Source organism: Methanoculleus caldifontis, from assembly GCF_032842345.1.
Taxonomy (GTDB): Archaea; Halobacteriota; Methanomicrobia; order Methanomicrobiales; family Methanoculleaceae; genus Methanoculleus; species Methanoculleus caldifontis.
This window is the reverse complement of sequence record NZ_WBKO01000002.1, coordinates 231313-249267: the sequence shown is the minus strand read 5'-3', so window position 1 is coordinate 249267 and position 17955 is coordinate 231313. Positions and strand designations below refer to the sequence as shown.

Below are 17955 nucleotides of genomic sequence, written 5' to 3'. Positions count from 1 at the left end.
CAAATATCCGATACCCGGCCAAAAGGAATCTGCCTGCCGCATGATTCGCAGAACCCGGGCAATACCTGAGTCGCCAATTATGGGAAGTAATAAATGCTGCTAGGTGGAAGATTACTTCCACCAACTGCTCTCGCTTCACGAACACAGATCTGATCAACCCGGGATAAGAATGAACATAGAGATCGAGGGATCCCCTGCGGATCGACCAACCACCTGCGGCCATGAGGAGAACCTCTACCGCTCCCTCATTGACCTCACCTACGACTGGGAGTACCTCCGGGGAGAGAACGGGAGATTCTTCTACTCTTCCCCCTCCTGCGAGCGGATCACCGGCTACCGGCCGGATGAGTTCCTCTCCGACCCCGTGCTTCTGGAGAAGATCCTCCTCCCCGCAGACCTTCCGGCCTTCCGCGAGTACGAGGCCGCGATCAGGGACGGCCGGGACGTCTCGACCGTCGAACTCAGAATCCGGAGGAAGGACGGTAATGTCAGGTGGATCGGGCACCTCACGCGCAGCGCCGGGATAGAAGAGTACGGAACGGCGTACCGGAGCAGCAACCGCGACATCACGGAGGACGTTGTGGAGAGGGAGCGCAACCTGGAGAAGGAACGGCTGTACCACGCGATCATCGACGCCACCTACGACTGGGAGTACCTCCAGGGCGAAGACGGCCGTTTCATCTACGTCTCCCCTTCCTGCGAGCGGATCACCGGATACTCTCCCGGCGACTTCTACGCGAGGCCCGGCCTTCTCGAGGAGATCGTCCACCCGGAAGACCGGCCGTACGTGCTTGAGTACTTCAGGAACGTCCGGGCGGGAGGGGAGGCCGCACGGGCCGTCGAGACCCTCGAGTTCAGGGTCGTCAGGAAGGACGGCAGCCTCCGCTGGATCGGCCACCTCAGCCTCAGGGTAGACCTCCCGGACGGGCGGTTCCTCGGATACCGTTCGAGCAACCGCGACATGACGCCTGACGTTGCCGAGCGCGAGAAGAAGATGCGAGCGATCGCGAACCTCCAGAAGAAGGCCGAGCTGCTCAACAGGACCTTCATGCAGGAGAACCCTCTCGCCATGGCGATCCTCGATCCGGAGCGGAGGATCCTGGAAGCGAACGCCGCCTTCGAACACCTCTTCCGGCGTTCCGGAGAGGAACTGCTGCAGAGACCCCTCCAGAGTCTTGCCGTCGAACGGGAGAGCGGCGACGACCTCTTCGCGGTCTATGGGTCGGGGAGGAAGTCGCAGGGGGAGTACCGCTTCGCCTGCGGGGACGGGAGCACCCGATACGTCCTCCTCGACGCCATCCCCTTCCTCGACGACGCCGGTCGCCTCGAGATCTCGCTCTACGTCTTCCGCGACGTCACGGGGCAGAAGAGGCAGGAACGCGAGATCCGGGAGATGATGGCGAGTGCGGAGGAACGGGCGGAGGTCCTCGACCGGAGCGCTGCCGGTCTCGGCTCTGCCATACGGTCCCTCTCCGGAGGGGACCTGACGGTCAGGGCCCCGATGGCCGACGACGATCCCCTCGTGGACGTCAAGCAGGACTACAACGCTGCCCTCGGTGCCATAGAAGGGCTGGTCGGGGACGTCGAGAGGACCATCGGGAGCCTCGAGGGGCACGTCGCCCGGACGACAGGAAACATCGAGGAGATCAGCGATGCCCTCCTCACGGTCGCGGAGAACAGCAGTAACTCGGCCGGAGAGGCGGAGAGGCAGCTTGAGGCGATCGAGGGGGCTCACGGCAAGATCTCCTCGATGCTCGACTCCATTCAGGAGATTGCGGAGACTGCGCGCTACGTCCGGAAGATCTCCGCCGAGACCACGACCATCGGGGATACGGCGGCGGCCATCGGGAAAGAGACGACCCGGAAGATGCGGGCGGTCGAGGATACGTCTCGCGAGAGTATGAACGACATCACCCGCTTAAACGAAGAGATGGTGAATATCGAGGCGATCACCAGACTCCTCAACGAGATCACGGCGCAGACCCGGCTTCTAGCCCTCAACGCGGCGATCGAAGCGGCCCGGGCCGGGGAGCACGGGCGGGGCTTCGCGGTCGTCGCCGACGAGGTGAAGAACCTCGCCGACCAGGCGAAAGGGGCGACGCGGGAGATCGACGACCTGATCGAGAGGATCCAGAGGGACAGCCGGAGGACGTCGGAGAAGATGCGCCACGCCTTCGACGAGGTGACCGGCGGGATCGAGATGGTCCAGGAGATCATCGGCATGCTCGACGCCATCATAGGAAAAGCGGGGGAGAGCGCGGAGGGGATCGCGCAGATTGCACGGGGGACAGAGGAGCAGGCCCGGATCTCGAACAGCGTAATGGCGACGATGGATGAGGCGACGGCCATGACGCGGACGGCCCGGCAACTCGTGACGAAGAACGCCGGCCTGGTCCGGGACGTGAGCGGGTCGGCCGGGGCCGTCGCGGAGGGCGCACGGGAGATGAACGCCCTCACCCTCTCGCTGAAGGAGAAGATGGGCCGGTTCACCGTCCACTGACGGCCGCCCGGCCTCACTCGATCTTATACCGCAGGAGCGCCGCGGCGCCGCCGAGGGCTGCGAGGCGTTCTCCCGGCTCGAACTCGGTGCTCAGCACCACGACCGTTGCGTTGACGTGCTCGGCCTCCTCGATGACGCGGGTCGCCCCTTCGTCCCGGAGAAGGGTGTCGGCGACCAGCACCGTCTCGGCCGCACCGTAATCGACCGCCTTATGCACCTCGGCGAGACCGTAGGCGACGGCTCCTTCGGTCGCGATCCGGAGGAGGACCTCGTCCATCAGCCGGACCTCGCGGGCAAGGTGGAGGTCGCCGAGCAGCCGCTCGAGGATCCCCTGCCCGATCACCTCCTGCACGGCGCCCCGTCCTATGCGCCGGGTCTCGACGACGACCATCCGCTCGGCGAGCCCGGGCGCACGGGCCTTCACGTAACTCGCGAACTCGTCCTTCACGAACCCCGGCCCCGCGACGACGAGAGGGCCCGTGACCGCGGCGAGCGGTTCGAGCGTCCTCTCAAAGAGCGCTGACCGGGTGCCGACGTCCGCGCCCTTGCTGCTCCCGGCCGTGATCGTCGTCACCCATTCCGGGCCGAACTGCCGCAGGCGGTAGATCTCTGCCTCCCCCTCCTCGACGCTCACGACGTGGACCACGCCGTACGCGGAGGCATCGATCGCCCGCCGTATCCGCTCGCAGTCGACGGGCCGCCACTGTTTGACGACCGAGATCTCGAACCCCGATTCGACGTTGAGAGTGTGATGCAAGGCGACGTCCACACCGCTCTCGATGATCCCCCCGATACGGAGCCGGTTCGTGTGCTGGTGAAACTCCACCTTCTCGACCCGGATCCCGAGCCGGACCGGCCGCTTCTCGATCTTCTCCGGGCGGAGTTTGTCGGCCGCCCCTTCCACGCTCCGGAAGGTCGTGGCAAAGACGAGGTCCCCCGGCCCGACCAGGTGGGAGAGGTGCCAGATGTCGTCGAGCGTCTCGGGGAAGAGGCGTATCTCCCCGAACAGCCTGCGCAACTCCTTGACTTCGGCCTTCATGGTTCTACGATATCCGAGCCTCCCGGCGGGACGAACGCGGCGACCGCCTCGGTGTTCAGCGCGTTCTTGAGTCCCTTGAGGTCTTCGGTCGGGAGTTTCTCCCTGAGTGTTCGGACGACCTTCTTTGCGGTGTCGTTCGGCTCGAACTGGCCGGGGCGGAGTTCCACCCATGCTTCCACGCGCCCGGTGACGGCTTCCGGCGGGCCGCCGATGACGGCGACCGCGGGCGCCGTTGCAAGACCGATCGCGACCCCGAGGGGGACGTTCCTGAAATACTGCCGCTCTCCCCGGACGATGAAGGCGCCCCGGGCCACGTACTCGCCGGACTCGGCCGTCTTGCTCACCTGGTCGGGGCGGGCGGCGTAGACGTCCGCGGTGAAGTGCCCGACTTTCCATGCGTTGGAGTAGGAGGCGGCGAACCGCACGGCCTCGTCCAGGCGCTCCGTCGCGCCCTTCACGATGACGACGCTCCCGCCGTGGACGTCGGCGTGGACGAAGAGGTCTCCGCCCTCCATGTACTTCTTGACGAGCTCCTCGTTCTGGGAGGCGTCCCGGCCGCCGATGACGAGGACGCCGTCGGAGGTCGTGAACCAGCGGAACCGGTGGTACCACCGCTTCTTCTGGAGGGCAAGGCTCTGCTTCTGCCGGGGCTTTGCGGCGATCTGCTTCTCCATGGCCGCGAGCGCGCCCGTCTTCTTCTTCTTGAACTTCCGGATCTGGTCGTAGTAGCGGCCGATGTTCTGCTCGATCGTCTCGTGGACGTAGATCTTCACCCGCTCGCCGGATAGATCGACCTCCACCGCCGCCTCCGCGGGGTGGACCGCGCGGACCATCTTCGCCGCCGGGTTATCGCCGCTCGATTTGAGGATCCGCTCGATCTCCTGCCAGGAGCGGGTCTTGCTCGCGGCATCGAGCGTCGTGATGATCCCGGTGACAGGCGTGTAGTTCTCGTAGAGCACCTCGACGAACCGCTCGTTCCGCTCGATCTTCTTCTCGAACCCCTTGATGGCCTCCGCCTGGCGGAGGCGGATCACCTCTTCCTGGGAGAGGCGGGGTTTTCCGGCTGCGGCCTCCTCTTCCTCTTTCTTCCCCACGATCTTCGGGTAGAACGCGTCGAGAGCCTCGCTGAAGGTCGCAAACCGCTCGCGGACCTCGTCGCCGGCAAGCACCACCGGCCAGCAGCCCGACCGGGTGATCACCGGCTCGGCCCGCCGCGAGACGTCGGCCATCAGCCGGTCGAACGCCTCCCGCAAGGGCTCTGCGTCCACTTCGGCGGCAGGGGCGCTTTTCTCGACGCCCGCCATCCGGCAGACCTCCTCGGCATACGCGCCGCCGAGCATGCACCCGACGGCGAGCGTCCGGACGATGTCGCGGTCGGACCCGCCGAGCATCTTCTGGAACTCTTCCGGCGGAAGCGCCGAGCAGTCGGAGCCCTCGAAGGCGTAGACCACGCCCGGGACCACCTCCCGGTTCTTGAACCGGTGGTGCCAGAGGGGCTTGACGATCGTGTAGCCCTCGTCGCAGAGGACCGCGTTCCCCTCGTCGAAGAGCTCGATGATGAGGTGGTAGGTCGTCTCCCTCTTCCCGATATCGATGCTGAAGGTGCGCTCGATCCCGAGCTGGCGGATGCCGAGGACCTTCCCGCCCTCGAGGTGCTTCCGGAGCAGCATCGCGAAACTCGGCGGGTTCTTCGGGGGCGTGGGGAACTCCGCGACGAAGTGGGCGCGCCGCCCGGTCTCTATGAGGAACTGGTATTTGGCCCGGTCTTCCCCGTTCAGCCTGATGCCGAGGGTCTTTGCATCGAACTGGTAGATCTTGCCGACCCAGAGCGGGAGGCGATCGGCAGCCTCCGCTACCAGCGCCCGAAGATCGACCCCGCTCATTCCCTGTAATGTCGCCATGGGTTCCAGAATACATTCGGCCCGGTACCTAAAGAAGAGTACTGCCGGGCGGATACGGTCGCTTCGGGGGTCGTGCTCCAAAACGCTTTGAACATTCCCACACTCCTGCTGAACAATCCGCTTCAGTCAGCGGTGGATCTACGGGCACGGATTTCCACCGGGTATATCGCCACCACTGCCCCCGCCCCTCGGGGCGGGGTGCGACGGGCCATGGGGCCGGGGCATGAGCACCGCAGGTGCGAGCGAGGAGGCCAAGGCCGGGCGGGGTGGGGGTAACAGGTGCCTCAGGATATGGCGGAGACAGGGGAGGGGCTTGCCCCCTCCCCTGAAACCCCACCCCCAATGGCGATATCCCCACGGTCCAGTGTATGGGGTTTTGTTCTCGAACTCCGGTTCTACGAACCGCCGCACTTCGCGCCTTCGCGCCTTCGCGTGAGATCGTATGAGCAGGAGCACGGTCCCTGCCGACTTACTGCATCGGGATTTCCCTATGGTCGCTTTCAACCGCCACACTCTCACCCGTCACGCAGCGTATCGGACAAACAGCGGACCAGAGTGGGACAGAGTGCTCAAGACAGCAGCAGCCCACATCCAGAGGCACCGCTCAGCGCAAAAACCCTTCAAAAAAACAAAAAATCGGAACCGGGGAGCCTTACTCCTCGGTCGTCTCTTCCGCCGTTTCCTCGGCCTCAGGGGCCTCGGCCGCAGCCGCCGGAGTGGCCGGGCGCGGGAACGTCTCCTTCATGACGACGTTCGTGACTTCGGGGTTGTATTCGAAGATCTCGCGGACGAGCGTGCCCCGCCAGACCATCCACCGGCGGTCGTAGGTGATCGCCGCGGGGAGCGCGAGTTCCGCGGTCCCTTCGGCGATGGTGATCCCGATGTCGGACCGGCCCGCGTAGAGCTTGATGAGGCCCTTGATCTGCTCAATCGGGTCCTCGACCTTCTCGACGATCGTGTAGGAGTAGTGCAGGGTCTTTCCCGCCAGCGGGTGGTTGAAGTCGACGACGGCACGCCTGCCGATGATATCGACGACGAGTCCCTCGCGGCCTTCGATCTCGACCCGCATTCCCTTCCTCGCCTTCTCGCGGAACTGCGTGACCGGGACGGACCGCACTTCCTCGTTCTCGTGTGCCCCGAACGCCTTCTCGGGCAGGACGTCGACCTCGCCCTCGGCGCCGACTTCCTTGCCCATCAGCTCGTCTTCAAGGCCGACGATGACATGGTGGCTCCCCAGGCGGATAGTGACCGGGCCGTAATCCGCCCGCGGGTTGTAGATCCCCTCTTCCTTTGCGCGCTCCTCATCCGTGGTATCGAAGATATTCTCACCGAAGCTGCCGGTGTACCTGAGCCTGATAAAATCTCCTTCCTGAAGTGCCATTCCATTCACCTTGTTTTGCAGATTGCGTTGCGGTTCCCGGTACGCCTCCCGTGCCGGTCCGCCGCACCCCTGCGTCTCGTTGTTCCAATTTATTTGGATGGATTGGTATTTATAGTGTTTACCGTGGCCCCCCGGCGGCCATCCGCGGTGGAGCCGGACCTCTCCTGCCCGGGATCGAGCGATTCGACGAGCGTTGCCGGGGTTTCCCGCTCATGGCCCCCCGTAGTCTCCCGGCCATGCCGGCCCAAATGTTGAAGTAACCCGGGGTTCGATCGGGGGCAGGATCATGGACGAGGTGCAGCAGCAGACGGTGGGGGTCTCCTACGCCCCCTGTCCGCCGGAAGAGTTCTGCGGCAGAGTTGAGGAGCGCGAGCGGCTCGGTGCCATGCTCGCCGGGGCAGGAGAGCGCGGGCAGGCGGTGATGATCTCCGGCCCGCCCGGCATCGGGAAGAGCTCTCTCGTCAACCGGCTCGCGTACGACGTGCGGGAACTTCCCGGGGGGCTGCAATCCCCGGTTCTCAGGGCGGAGGTCTTCGATCTTCCCGGGATGATCTTCTCCGCGTTCCGCGGACTCGTCGGCGACCTCGCGCGGTGCGCCGCGTCGGGGAGGTTTAAGGAGACCCTCGATCACGAGGGTATCCGGGAGGCGATCCGGTATGCCGACGACGTGCTCGAGAAGTACGCCGCCCCGGTGGAGCCGGTCGGCCTCCTCTCGAAGTCCGGGGAGGAGGTCATCGGCATCTTCGCCCGCTCGCCCGAGGTCGGGTACGACAGGGTGCGCCAGGCGTTCCTCGAGCTCCTCCGCGAGCTAGGAAGACGGGCGAGCGGGACAGGGCGGGTCGCGGCGGTGCTGCTCGAAGACGTCCACCTCGCCTCGGCCCTCGATCGCCGGCTCCTTGGCGACATCGCGCACGACCTCCCGGCCGGCATCCTCCTCGCCTTCACCTGCCGGACAGGAGATGGGGCCGGCCGTTTCGAAGAGATCGGCGCCCCCGACCTTGTGGAACTGCCCCTCCAGGGAATGCGGGGAGACGAGATCCGGGAGCTTGCGCGGAGGCGGTTCGGTCTCGCAATCGACGAAGCAGCCGCCGACCTCCTCGAAGCGGCCAGCAGCGACCCCTTCAGCCTCATGGCCTGCTTCAACGCCCTGCGCCGCCGCGATCTTGCTCCCACCGCAGAGACGATCGCGGATCTCCTCGCCGGGGCGCCGGACCCGGCAGCGCTCGCCTTTGCCACGCTCTCCGGCCCTTATTGCGCATGGGCGGAGAACCTCTGCGTCTTACATCCCCCGTTCCCGGTGCCGGTCATGGCCTGCATGCTCGATCCGGAGGGGACCGGCCCGGCGCTGGTGACGGAACGGCTGCAGGAGAGCGGCATATTCCGGAGGCTTCCGGGCGGAGAGTACGCCTTCGCCCACCCCCTCCTGCAGGAGCACTGCAGGCACGCGCTCTCCGCGGACGCGAAGATCGCGCTGAACGCCCGTGCGGCGGGCTGCTTCGAGCGCTCCATGCACCGCCTCTCCGGCAGGCTGCACGTCCTCCTCTCGCTCGCCTGCCACTTCTTCCACGCGCGGGACCACGCGAAGGCCGCGGACCTGAATCTCGAGCTGGGCCTCCGGTTCTACCATCGCGAGGATTACGGCACGGCTCTCGTGATGACGGAACGGGCGGTCGCCTCTGCGGAGCACCTCGGGGACGACGCCCTTCTCTCCGCCGCGCGGCGGCAGCAGGACCTGGTCCGCCGGAAGGCCGGCCGGTGAGGGTTTATCAGCGCTCAAAAGAGACAGACTGATGCGATTGGAATGTTCGAAGTAGAGGCAAAGTTTGCGGTCCCGGAGCCGGGGGACGTCAAAGACCGGCTCGAGCGGCAGGGAGTGCGGATGGCGAAGAGGCAGCAGGAGCGCGACGTCTACTACAATGCCCCCCACCGCGATTTCGGGGAGACCGACGAGGCGTTGCGGGTCAGGTACGACGATTCCGGGTCTACCGTGACCTACAAAGGGCCGAAGGTCAGGGTCGGGAGCGCAAAGGCCCGCGAAGAGTTCAACCTCGGCGTGGCCTCGGGCGAGGCCCTTGAGGAGATCCTCTCCCGTCTCGGCTTTAAGCGGGCCGCCGTGGTCTCGAAAGTCCGGGAGTTCTACGAGATGGGAGACGTCACGGTGACCCTCGACGACGTCGAGGGTCTGGGGACCTACATCGAGATCGAGATCCTGACGGACGGTGCAAACGAGGATGCTGCCGAAAGGATCGGAACGATCGCAAAAGAACTGGGTGTAGAAGGTCCACCAATCTACACCTCGTATCTTGAAATGCTGCTCTTTAAACAGAGATAAGATCGATATGGATATCTTTTGGCTCTTTTCCGAAGTGGATGAGAGCCCCGTACCCCTCTGAGGCGGGTCCGGGGTTGACGACGGTGACGCCGTCGACCTCGGTGATACCCCGTGCCTCATGGATGTGGGCACAGCAGACCAGATCGAATCGGGTCATGTGCTTCCGGATGCTCCGGCTTCCGACGTGTTCCTCCCCGACCATATCCAGCGCTTCGTAGGGCGGAGCGTGGCAGAGGAGGACGTTGTGGATGTTCTTGTCCATGTGGTCGACGATCCGGGTGAGCTTCCTGTCGATCTCCTCTTCAGGCAGCTCGAACGGCGTACCGAAGGGGGTCTTGTTCGAACCCCCAAGGCCGGCGAGCGTCACCTTGCCGAGGGCAAGCCACGAATCATGGAGACAGATTGCCTCGGACCGTTCGAGCACATCGATAATCTCGCGGGGATCGCAGTTCCCGGGGATCGCAAAGCATGGTACCTCGAAATTCGAGAGTACCGAATCTACAGGTTCGAGTGGACCAAAGTTGGTGATGTCGCCTGCAATGATGACTGCATCATAGTCGTAGCTGAGAAAAGCGTCAAGCTTCCCGTAGTTACCGTGCAGATCTGCTAGGAGTAGCACATCCATCATGCTCTATAGATGAGAAGTGTGTCTAAAAAACCTTATCTCATGATCCATCCAGGAGCCGGTTATCCTGCCGCCGAGTGCCAGTTTGCCGAGAGTTTTTTCTGTTTCCAGAAGGAGCCTCCGGGGGCGGCCGTTCTGGAGCGGGGTCCCTGGCAGCGGCATGAAGTAGTGGATGTGCGCCTTCCCCGCCCGGGTGACCATCTTCACGAGGCCGAGCGTTGCGCGCTGGTCGTCGTCGCTCTCAAACGGCAGCCCCAGGATGAAGTCGACGACCGGGACGAGCCCGTGATCCCGGCAGAGGTCGACGGCGCGGACGACGTCCTCGACGGTATGCCCCCGGTGCAGGCGGCGGAGCACCGCATCGCTCCCTGACTGGGCCCCGAAGTGCAGGCGGGTGTTCGCGCAGTAGCCGGTGATGAGCTCGATGGAGCGCTCCGTAACGCACTCCGGACGCACCTCGCCGGGGAAGGTGCCGAAGTAGACGCGGCCGTCGAGGCTCCGGAGGAGACGCTCGATCTTGTCGAGTCTGAGGTGGACGCCGTCGGAGCCGTAGGCAAAGGCGTTCGGGGTGACGAACCGGATATCCCGGTAGCGCGAGGCGTAGCGGGCGATCTCGTCGATCGCGCGGTGGCGCATGCACCGCCCGAAGAGGCGCGGGGTCTGGCAGTAGCCGCAGGAGAACGGGCATCCCCGGCTGATCTCGACAAAACCCTTGATCTGTCCGAACGGCGGGTAGCCGTCGAGGAGGACGGTGTGGTCGGCGGGCGTGTAGCCCGCGGCGGTGGCGACGCCGGGAGGCGGGTCCCTCCCCTCCTCGATGGCGGCAAGGAGGGCGGGGAGGGTGTACTCCCCCTCCCCGACGACGACGTAATCGGCGTACTCCGCCACCTCGCGGTAGCAGGCCGAGGGGTGAGGCCCTCCGGCAATCGTTACGCAGTCCGCCTCCGCGATCTCGTCCCGGTACAGGCGTTCGTTGATGGAGTTTAGGCTGTAGACGGTGACATCGGGGAGCGGCTCGTCGGTGACCTCGAGGTGATAGCCGTGGGATTCGCACGCCGCAAAGAGGGCGGCCAGGGTGTTGTTCGCCTGGGGTATGGCTCGCCAGTTGACGTTCATGGGTTTAAGAGCAGTCCTCGTCTGCCGTGATGGCGGTCCCGCTCCGATCGCCTGCGGGCATCACGGCGTATTCCTTATACCGTCTCTCAAAGAAGAAGATTAATCTGACGCTATCGACGAATTATTAAAAGATACATGAAGATTACCGATTTCATGAAGGTCTTCTCGAGCGAGCGCCGGATCGAGGTTCTGGATGCACTCCTCCGCCAGGAGTCCAAAGACGAGATCAAGAGGCATATCCCGTCCTCGACCTACGCGTTCACCGTCAACTCCCTCAAGAAGGTGGGTTTTGTCAGGGAGGCCGACGGCGAGGTCCTGCTGACCGACAGGGGACACGCCTACCTCATCATCTTCGAGAGGTTCAAGGAGAGCATCGACACCCTCCGGATGCTCTACGAAGCCTTTCCGGACCACACCATCACCCTCCCGGATGAGTTCGCTCTCCGGCTCTGCGAGATCAGCGATGCCCGGCTCGTCGCTTCGGAACCGTCCGACATCCTAAAACCGCACCGGGTGTTTATTGATCACTTAAAAGGCACGAGGGAGATCTACGGTGTCTCGCCGATCCTCTTCCCCGATTATCCCGAGTTTTTTCTGACCCTTGCAGAGAGTGTTGAGACGATCTCACTGGTGGTTACGCAGGAGGTCTTTGATATCGTTTCGGCCTACCCGCTCAGGAACTACGGTAATATTGAGATGTACCTCGCCCCGGAAACCCCCGGGATCGCTGCCACCGTCACCGACACTTTCCTCTCAATCGGATTCTTCTATAAATCAGGAAGTTACGACTTCACGCGGGATCTCATCGCAACCTCCCCTGAAGCAATAAAATTTGGGAAGGATCTCATCCGCCACTATAGGGCGCAGTCTCGCAGGATCGTGTAACCTGCATAGATGATCCATTCCCCGTCGACGAATGCGTTCCTGAACATCTCGAAGTGGTTGCAGTAAGCGACGATGTAGAAGGAACTGTGGATCAGGCTGATGAAGAGGACGTCGATGCCCGCGATAAGGCCTGCAAAATACGCTCCAAAGACCGCCGTGTGGGCGATGAGGCTGAGGCCGAGCAGCAGGGCGGTGACCTGTACGCGGGAGAGGATCGTCGGGATCGTCAGAATTCCTGCGGATCTATCCTTCTCGACGTCGCGGACGTCATAGATGACGGTGTTGACGAAACTTTTGCAGAAGAAGAAGAGGCAGACCAGCATGACGGGCAGGCTGAAGGTGCCGAGGAAGATCAGGATGCTAAGCGACCAGGTGAGGGCGACGATACAGTTCTTCACTCCCATACTTCCCTTCAGCCTGTAACCTCCAATGCCTTTCGCATACAGGTACGCGACGAGGAAGGGCACGAGAAGGGCGGGGTTCGGGTAGAGCGCGAAAGCGCCGATTGTGGCGAGAACTGCCGTCACCAGGAGCGCTTTCCTGAATCCGCTCCCCCGTTTCTCATCTTCTTTATTCTCCACGCCGCGGTCGAACGCATAGGCTGCATATGCGATGAGCGCTATGGCGAAAAACTCGGTGATCGGCACGTGATCGCCGAGGAATCCGTATGCAAACTGTAGTTTGAGCGCTCCGGAGAGCGTAACTACAAGTATCGACACAATGAGTTGTTGGGGTTGCATATGTACACGATCCAGAACGGGCGAAATATTCCATTCTGACCGAAATTGTACAGTACTATTGTACGGGCTCCAACGGCGTTGTAATCCTGCAAAAGAACTGTATTCTTTCGGCGAAACCGTAAGAAAGCCATTTATACCGGATATTTTCAATGTATACCTGGGGAAACGAACACATTATCCGGGGGGCGGCAGGTATGGATTGCAACAGAACCGGAAGCCGGAAATCCGAACTGGAGCAGGTAGCCGGGATACTGCTCTATTACGACAGTTGCTGCGCACAGGGCAAGTCCCGCGTTGCGGCAGGATCTGTCCGGGATCTCCTGGCGCTGCTGCTTGAGAGGCTCGATGACGGGATCGTCGTAATCGGGCCTGACCAGACCGTCGCATGGGTGAACGATGCTATGGAGGGGCTCTTCGGGGTAAGCCGGTACGAAACTATCGGCATGAATGCCGTGGAGTTCGTCTCCCGCTGCATCTCTCCCTGTCTCCTTGAGGGCGAGACTCTCAAAGAGGATTTCATCGTATCCTGCTTCTTTGACGAGGCGATCCCGGCCAGGCGGTACTGTATCGCCCGCACCCGGGAGAGAAGGGTCTGGGTGGAGTACTCGAGCACCGTGATCCCCGACGGGCCGGGCCGGGGCGCGCGCCTGGACACCTACCACATCAGCCCTGATTGCAGCCGCGGGGAGGCGGGCCTTCAGGATTGCCGGCGACTGTATGGCGTTCTCGCTGCCGTCTCCTCCGACCCGGTAATATCCCTCGATCCCGACCTCATGATAATGTCGGCAAGCCCCCCCGTGCGGCACCTCCTCGGCTATGACCCCGACAGTCTGCCAGGATTACACCTCTCTTCCATTATGGCATCGGATTCCGTTGTCGAGTTCCAGAAGGCCTGTTTCCGGGGTCGTGCCTCCGACGGTGAGATGGGGCTGGAACGCCCCGCCGGGGATATGCGCTCGATGGAGGTGACCTTCCTCGATGCGCAGAACCGGCCTGTTGCCGCGGTCGTCGCGTTCTTGCCGGTCGACGACGGTGAAGGCGGTTTCGCCGGGATCGTCGCGGCCGTGCACGATGGGGCCGGCGGCGACCTGCGGCACGGCGTCTGCGCGCAGCTTGACGAGAACATCGAGCACCTCGCCTGCCTCGGCGACCGGATCAAAAACCCGCTCGCCGTCATCCTCGGGCTTGCTGGCCTGGAGGACGGCGAGGTTGCCAGGAAGATCGCGGATCAAGCGCGGATCATTGACGGCGTCCTCACGGAACTGGACCGGGGGTACGTCGCATCGCTGAGCGTCAGGGAGTTTCTCCGGAAGCACTACGGTCTCAAAGGCGACGACCGGCCAGGTGCATCCGATGACTCCTCGATCGATCGCAGGTGACGTTGCGGTGCCCCGGCACCTTTTCATATCCAGGACTATACCCGCACGCGTCGGCGTGGGTGAGACCGTTCTGTCGTAACGATACGGGCACCGAAGGCCTGCTCCTGCCGGAGAGAGAACGACTCCACGGACCGGGAGGCGGAAGAGGCAAAGCACTGGTTTTACCGGAATTGGGATTCTTCCGGGGCGGTTTTTCACAGAAGGCGATAATGCAGGATTATACTAGGAATAAAATACCTCGTCGGAAATATTAAATATTGCGCGGCCTGTATTGACTCTCTTGCCGTGGGACACCCTGTCCCACCAGATACGGAGATGATACACATGAGAGGAGTTACCACACAGACAGAGGTGCGGGATTTTATACGGGGAAAAGATCTTGCGGACTACTCGGTCAGGAACCCGCGGGGCGAGGACCTCGGGAACATCAAGGACGTCATGATCGATATCAACGAAGGCTGCATCGCCTATGCCGCCCTCTCGTTCGGGGGCTTCCTGGGGTTCGGGGATAAACTCTTCGCCATCCCCTGGGAGGCACTGCAGTACAACCCGGGGAACGACTCCTTCACCCTCGACGTGACGAAGGAGCGGCTGGAGAACGCGCCCGGCTTCGACAAGGGCAACTGGCCGACGACCGCCGAGCGCGGGTGGCTCACCGGCATGTACAGCCACTACGGGTATACACCCTACTGGGAGCGCCGCGCGGAGCGGTGAGCCTCCCGGAAGAACCAAGATGAACGTCGGTCCGGGGCCCGGTACGGAGAGCCGGGCCCGTGGCCGGGGATGCCCCGCACTGCGCTCAAAGAGCCTGTTTTCGCACATTGAATCCCTACTTCGCGTGAGTTTGTGAATGGGGATAGCGATACTGTCTCATGCAAGAGACGCGAAGCTGCGAAGGAGAGTATCATATCCATCTACCATTCTTCGCGTCCTTCGCGGCTTCGCGTGAGCTGACAGTTTATGAGCGATGACGCGGCCTCACGCGAAGAGCGCGAAGCCGCGAAGGAGCGTTGCACATCCATTTACCGAACTTCGTACTCTTCGCGGCTCGCACCTAGCGGTGCTCACGCTCCGGTCCTGAGGGACCGTCGCGCCCTACAAAAACCCCGGAAATCCGCCGGCGCTCACGCCTCCAGTTCACGATTTTATTTAAAGTTTGGCATCGGCAAACGGCTATGAGGTAGCAGGACAAACATATCTCCGCGCACCAATGAAGAAGATCGTCATCAAGGGGGCGCGGGAGCATAACCTCAAAGACATCACAGTCGAACTCCCGCGTGACAGTCTCATCGTCCTCACCGGCGTCTCCGGATCGGGGAAATCCACGCTTGCCTTCGACACCATCTACGCCGAAGGGCAGCGTCGCTACGTGGAGTCGCTCTCCGCCTACGCGCGGCAGTTCCTCGGATTGATGAGCAAGCCGGACGTCGACAGCATCGACGGGCTCTCGCCCGCCATCTCCATCGAGCAGAAGACGACGTCGAAGAACCCCCGGAGCACCGTCGGCACGGTCACGGAGATCTACGACTACCTCCGGCTCCTCTTCGCCCGGATAGGGACGCCGTTCTGCCCGGAGCACCATATCCGTATCGAGGCACAGTCGCCGGAGAGGATCGCCGATCGCATAGCCTCGGCGATGGCCGGGACGGTCACGATCCTCTCCCCCATCGTCCGGCAGAAGAAGGGGACCTACCAGCAGGTCTTCAAGGACCTCGACCGTGAAGGCTACACCCGGGTCCGGGTCGACGGCGAGATCCACCGGACCGACGAGGAGATCGTTCTCGAACGCTACCGGAAGCACGACATCGACGTGGTCATCGACCGGCTCTCCGTCGACGAGCGCTCACGGCTCGTCGAGGCCGTCGAGAACGCCCTTGCGAAGTCCGAAGGCCTCGTCATCGCCGTCGATGCCGATGGGGACGAGGAGACCTTCTCGTCGCTCCTCGCCTGCCCGGTCTGCGGGATGGCGTTTGAGGAACTCCAGCCCCGGATGTTCTCCTTCAACAGCCCGTTCGGCGCCTGCGAGGAGTGCAACGGTCTCGGGATCAGGATGGAGTTCGATCCCGACCTGATCATCCCTGATAAGGAGAAGTGCATCGCCGACGGGGCCGTCGCCCTCTACCGGAACTTCCTCGACGGCTACCGGAGCCAGTATCTCGGCGGTGTTGCCAAACACTTCGGGTTCTCGGTCTTAACCCCGATCAAAGACCTCACCGGGGAGCAGTACAACGCCCTGATGTACGGCTCGCCCGAGCAGCTCCGCCTCTCGATGAACATGAAGAACGGGGACGCATGGTCGCGTTCCGGGACGTGGGAAGGGCTCGCCCCGCAGGCCGAGCGGCTCTATCACCAGACCCAGTCGGAGTACCGCCGCCAGGAACTCGAGAAGTTCATGCGGGTCCTCCCCTGCCCGAAGTGCGGGGGCAAGAGGCTCAAAGAGAAGGTCCTCGCCGTGAAGGTCGCCGGGAAGTCCATCGTCGAAGTGACCGACCTCTCCGTCACGGGAGCGCTTGCGTTCTTCCGGACGCTGGAACTGACCGAGAGCGAGCACGAGATCGCAAAGCAGGTCTTGAAAGAGATCGTCGCCCGGCTCGAGTTCCTCGCACAGGTCGGGGTCGGCTACCTGACCCTCTCGCGGAGCGCAGGCAGCCTCTCGGGCGGGGAGGCCCAGCGGATACGGCTTGCGACCCAGATCGGGTCGAACCTGACCGGGGTGCTCTACGTCCTCGACGAGCCCTCGATCGGACTGCACCAGCGGGACAACAGGAAACTGCTCGAGACCCTGCAGCATCTCCGCGATCTCGGCAACACCCTCGTCGTGGTGGAGCACGACGAGGACACGATCCGGAGCGCCGACTGGGTCGTCGACATGGGCCCCGGCGCCGGGCTCCACGGCGGCCATGTCGTCGCGGAAGGGACCCCCGACGCCATCGCCGCGAACCCTGCCTCGATCACGGGGCGCTACCTCTCAGGCGACCTGAGGATCGATCCGCCCGCCGAGCGCCGCCGGAGCGACCGGCTCATCCGGCTCTCCGGCTGCCGGGAGAACAACTTAAAAGACATCGATGTCGATATCCCCATCGGGGTCCTGACGGTCGTCACCGGGGTATCGGGGTCGGGGAAGTCGACGCTCATCTACGATACCCTCTACCGGGCGCTGATGCAGGACCTCCACGGCTCCCGGGAGTGCCCGGGGGAGCACGACAGCCTGGTCTTCGACGACGAGATCGACAAGGTGATCGTCATCGACCAGAGTCCGATCGGGAGGACGCCGCGCTCGAACCCGGCAACCTACACCAAGGTCTTCGACGAGATCCGCAAGATCTTTGCCGAGACGCAGGAGGCGAAGGTGCGGGGCTACAAGCCCGGCCGGTTCTCGTTCAACGTCAAAGGCGGCCGGTGCGAGGCATGCCAGGGCGAAGGCCTCATCAAGATCGAGATGAACTTCCTCCCCGACGTCTACGTCGAGTGCGAGGAGTGCAAGGGGACCCGCTACAACCGCGAGACCCTGGAGGTGAAGTACCGGGGTAAGTCCATCGCCGAGGTCCTCGACATGAGCGTCGAGGAGGCGATCGAACACTTCGAGAACGTCCCCTCGATCCGGGGTAAGCTCGAGACGCTCTCAAAGGTGGGCCTTGGCTACATCAAACTCGGCCAGAGCTCCACGACCCTCTCCGGCGGTGAGGCGCAGCGGATCAAACTGACCCGCGAGCTTGCGAAGAGGGCGACGGGCAAGACGATCTACCTCCTCGACGAACCGACGACCGGGCTGCACTTCCACGACGTGAAGAACCTGATCGCCGTCCTCGACGACCTGGTGGCAAGAGGGAACACGATGGTGGTGATCGAGCACAACCTGGACGTGATCAAGTCCGCCGACCATATCATCGACCTCGGCCCCGAGGGCGGGGACGCCGGCGGGGAAGTCATCGCGGCGGGAACCCCCGAGGAGGTCGCGGCGGTGGCGGGGAGTTACACGGGTGCGTTCTTAAAGGAGATCCTGGCAAAAGATGACACTTGATCTCTTCGCACATCCCGGCCTGCCCCCTCGCGCGAA

At 63.2% G+C, this 17955-nt stretch carries 13 protein-coding genes; 7 read left to right on the top strand and 6 right to left on the bottom strand.

Going from position 1 to position 17955, the window contains the following annotated elements; translation table 11 throughout:
• Positions 1-169: 169 nt before the first annotated feature.
• Positions 170-2500: a methyl-accepting chemotaxis protein gene (locus F8E02_RS10010; protein ID WP_317065392.1), complete on the top strand. Its 2331-nt coding sequence runs from the start codon at positions 170-172 to the stop codon at positions 2498-2500.
• 13 nt (positions 2501-2513) lie between these two features.
• On the opposite strand, the gene F8E02_RS10005 is transcribed toward F8E02_RS10010, so the two are convergent.
• The 3 genes from F8E02_RS10005 to F8E02_RS09995 all read right to left on the bottom strand — a co-directional run bounded on the left by F8E02_RS10005 (position 2514) and on the right by F8E02_RS09995 (position 6821).
• Complete coding sequence (locus F8E02_RS10005; protein WP_317065391.1) at positions 2514-3539, bottom strand: mRNA surveillance protein pelota; 1026 nt, start codon at positions 3537-3539, stop codon at positions 2514-2516.
• The gene (gene rqcH / locus F8E02_RS10000) at positions 3536-5440 is read right to left on the bottom strand and encodes a ribosome rescue protein RqcH (RefSeq protein ID WP_317065390.1); all 1905 of its coding nucleotides are present in this window, start codon (positions 5438-5440) and stop codon (positions 3536-3538) included. The genes F8E02_RS10005 and rqcH overlap by 4 nt, the downstream gene beginning before the upstream one ends.
• 652 nt (positions 5441-6092) lie before the next feature.
• The gene (locus F8E02_RS09995) at positions 6093-6821 is read right to left on the bottom strand and encodes an FKBP-type peptidyl-prolyl cis-trans isomerase (protein WP_317065389.1); all 729 of its coding nucleotides are present in this window, start codon (positions 6819-6821) and stop codon (positions 6093-6095) included.
• Positions 6822-7107: 286 nt separating this feature from the next.
• On the opposite strand from F8E02_RS09995, the gene F8E02_RS09990 reads away from it, so the two are divergent.
• Positions 7108-8580, top strand: coding sequence for an ATP-binding protein (locus F8E02_RS09990; RefSeq protein ID WP_317065388.1), 1473 nt, complete (start codon positions 7108-7110; stop codon positions 8578-8580).
• Positions 8581-8622: 42 nt separating this feature from the next.
• Complete coding sequence (gene cyaB / locus F8E02_RS09985; protein WP_317065387.1) at positions 8623-9153, top strand: class IV adenylate cyclase; 531 nt, start codon at positions 8623-8625, stop codon at positions 9151-9153.
• Here cyaB and F8E02_RS09980 read toward each other — a convergent pair.
• Together F8E02_RS09980 and F8E02_RS09975 are read right to left on the bottom strand one after the other, a co-directional pair.
• On the bottom strand, positions 9140-9781 hold the full coding sequence (locus F8E02_RS09980; RefSeq protein WP_317065386.1) for a metallophosphoesterase family protein: 642 nt from the start codon (positions 9779-9781) through the stop codon (positions 9140-9142). The two genes, cyaB and F8E02_RS09980, sit on opposite strands and share 14 nt — an antisense overlap.
• 3 nt (positions 9782-9784) lie before the next feature.
• A complete protein-coding gene (locus tag F8E02_RS09975) occupies positions 9785-10894 on the bottom strand; it encodes a TIGR04013 family B12-binding domain/radical SAM domain-containing protein (protein WP_317065385.1) in 1110 nt (369 codons plus the stop codon).
• Positions 10895-11029: 135 nt separating this feature from the next.
• Here F8E02_RS09975 and F8E02_RS09970 point away from each other — a divergent pair, with 135 nt between their 5' ends.
• Positions 11030-11779, top strand: coding sequence for a helix-turn-helix transcriptional regulator (locus F8E02_RS09970; protein ID WP_317065384.1), 750 nt, complete (start codon positions 11030-11032; stop codon positions 11777-11779).
• Here F8E02_RS09970 and F8E02_RS09965 read toward each other — a convergent pair.
• Complete coding sequence (locus F8E02_RS09965; protein WP_317065383.1) at positions 11749-12519, bottom strand: UbiA prenyltransferase family protein; 771 nt, start codon at positions 12517-12519, stop codon at positions 11749-11751. The two genes, F8E02_RS09970 and F8E02_RS09965, sit on opposite strands and share 31 nt — an antisense overlap.
• Positions 12520-12713: 194 nt before the next feature.
• On the opposite strand from F8E02_RS09965, the gene F8E02_RS09960 reads away from it, so the two are divergent.
• From F8E02_RS09960 to uvrA, 3 genes are all read left to right on the top strand, one after another.
• A complete protein-coding gene (locus F8E02_RS09960) occupies positions 12714-13898 on the top strand; it encodes a PAS domain-containing protein (RefSeq protein ID WP_317065382.1) in 1185 nt (394 codons plus the stop codon).
• A 324-nt stretch (positions 13899-14222) separates the two neighbouring features.
• A complete protein-coding gene (locus F8E02_RS09955; RefSeq protein WP_317065381.1) occupies positions 14223-14612 on the top strand; it encodes a PRC-barrel domain-containing protein in 390 nt (129 codons plus the stop codon).
• 496 nt (positions 14613-15108) lie between these two features.
• A complete protein-coding gene (gene uvrA, locus F8E02_RS09950) occupies positions 15109-17919 on the top strand; it encodes an excinuclease ABC subunit UvrA (protein ID WP_317065380.1) in 2811 nt (936 codons plus the stop codon).
• The last annotated feature ends 36 nt before the right edge of the window (positions 17920-17955 follow it).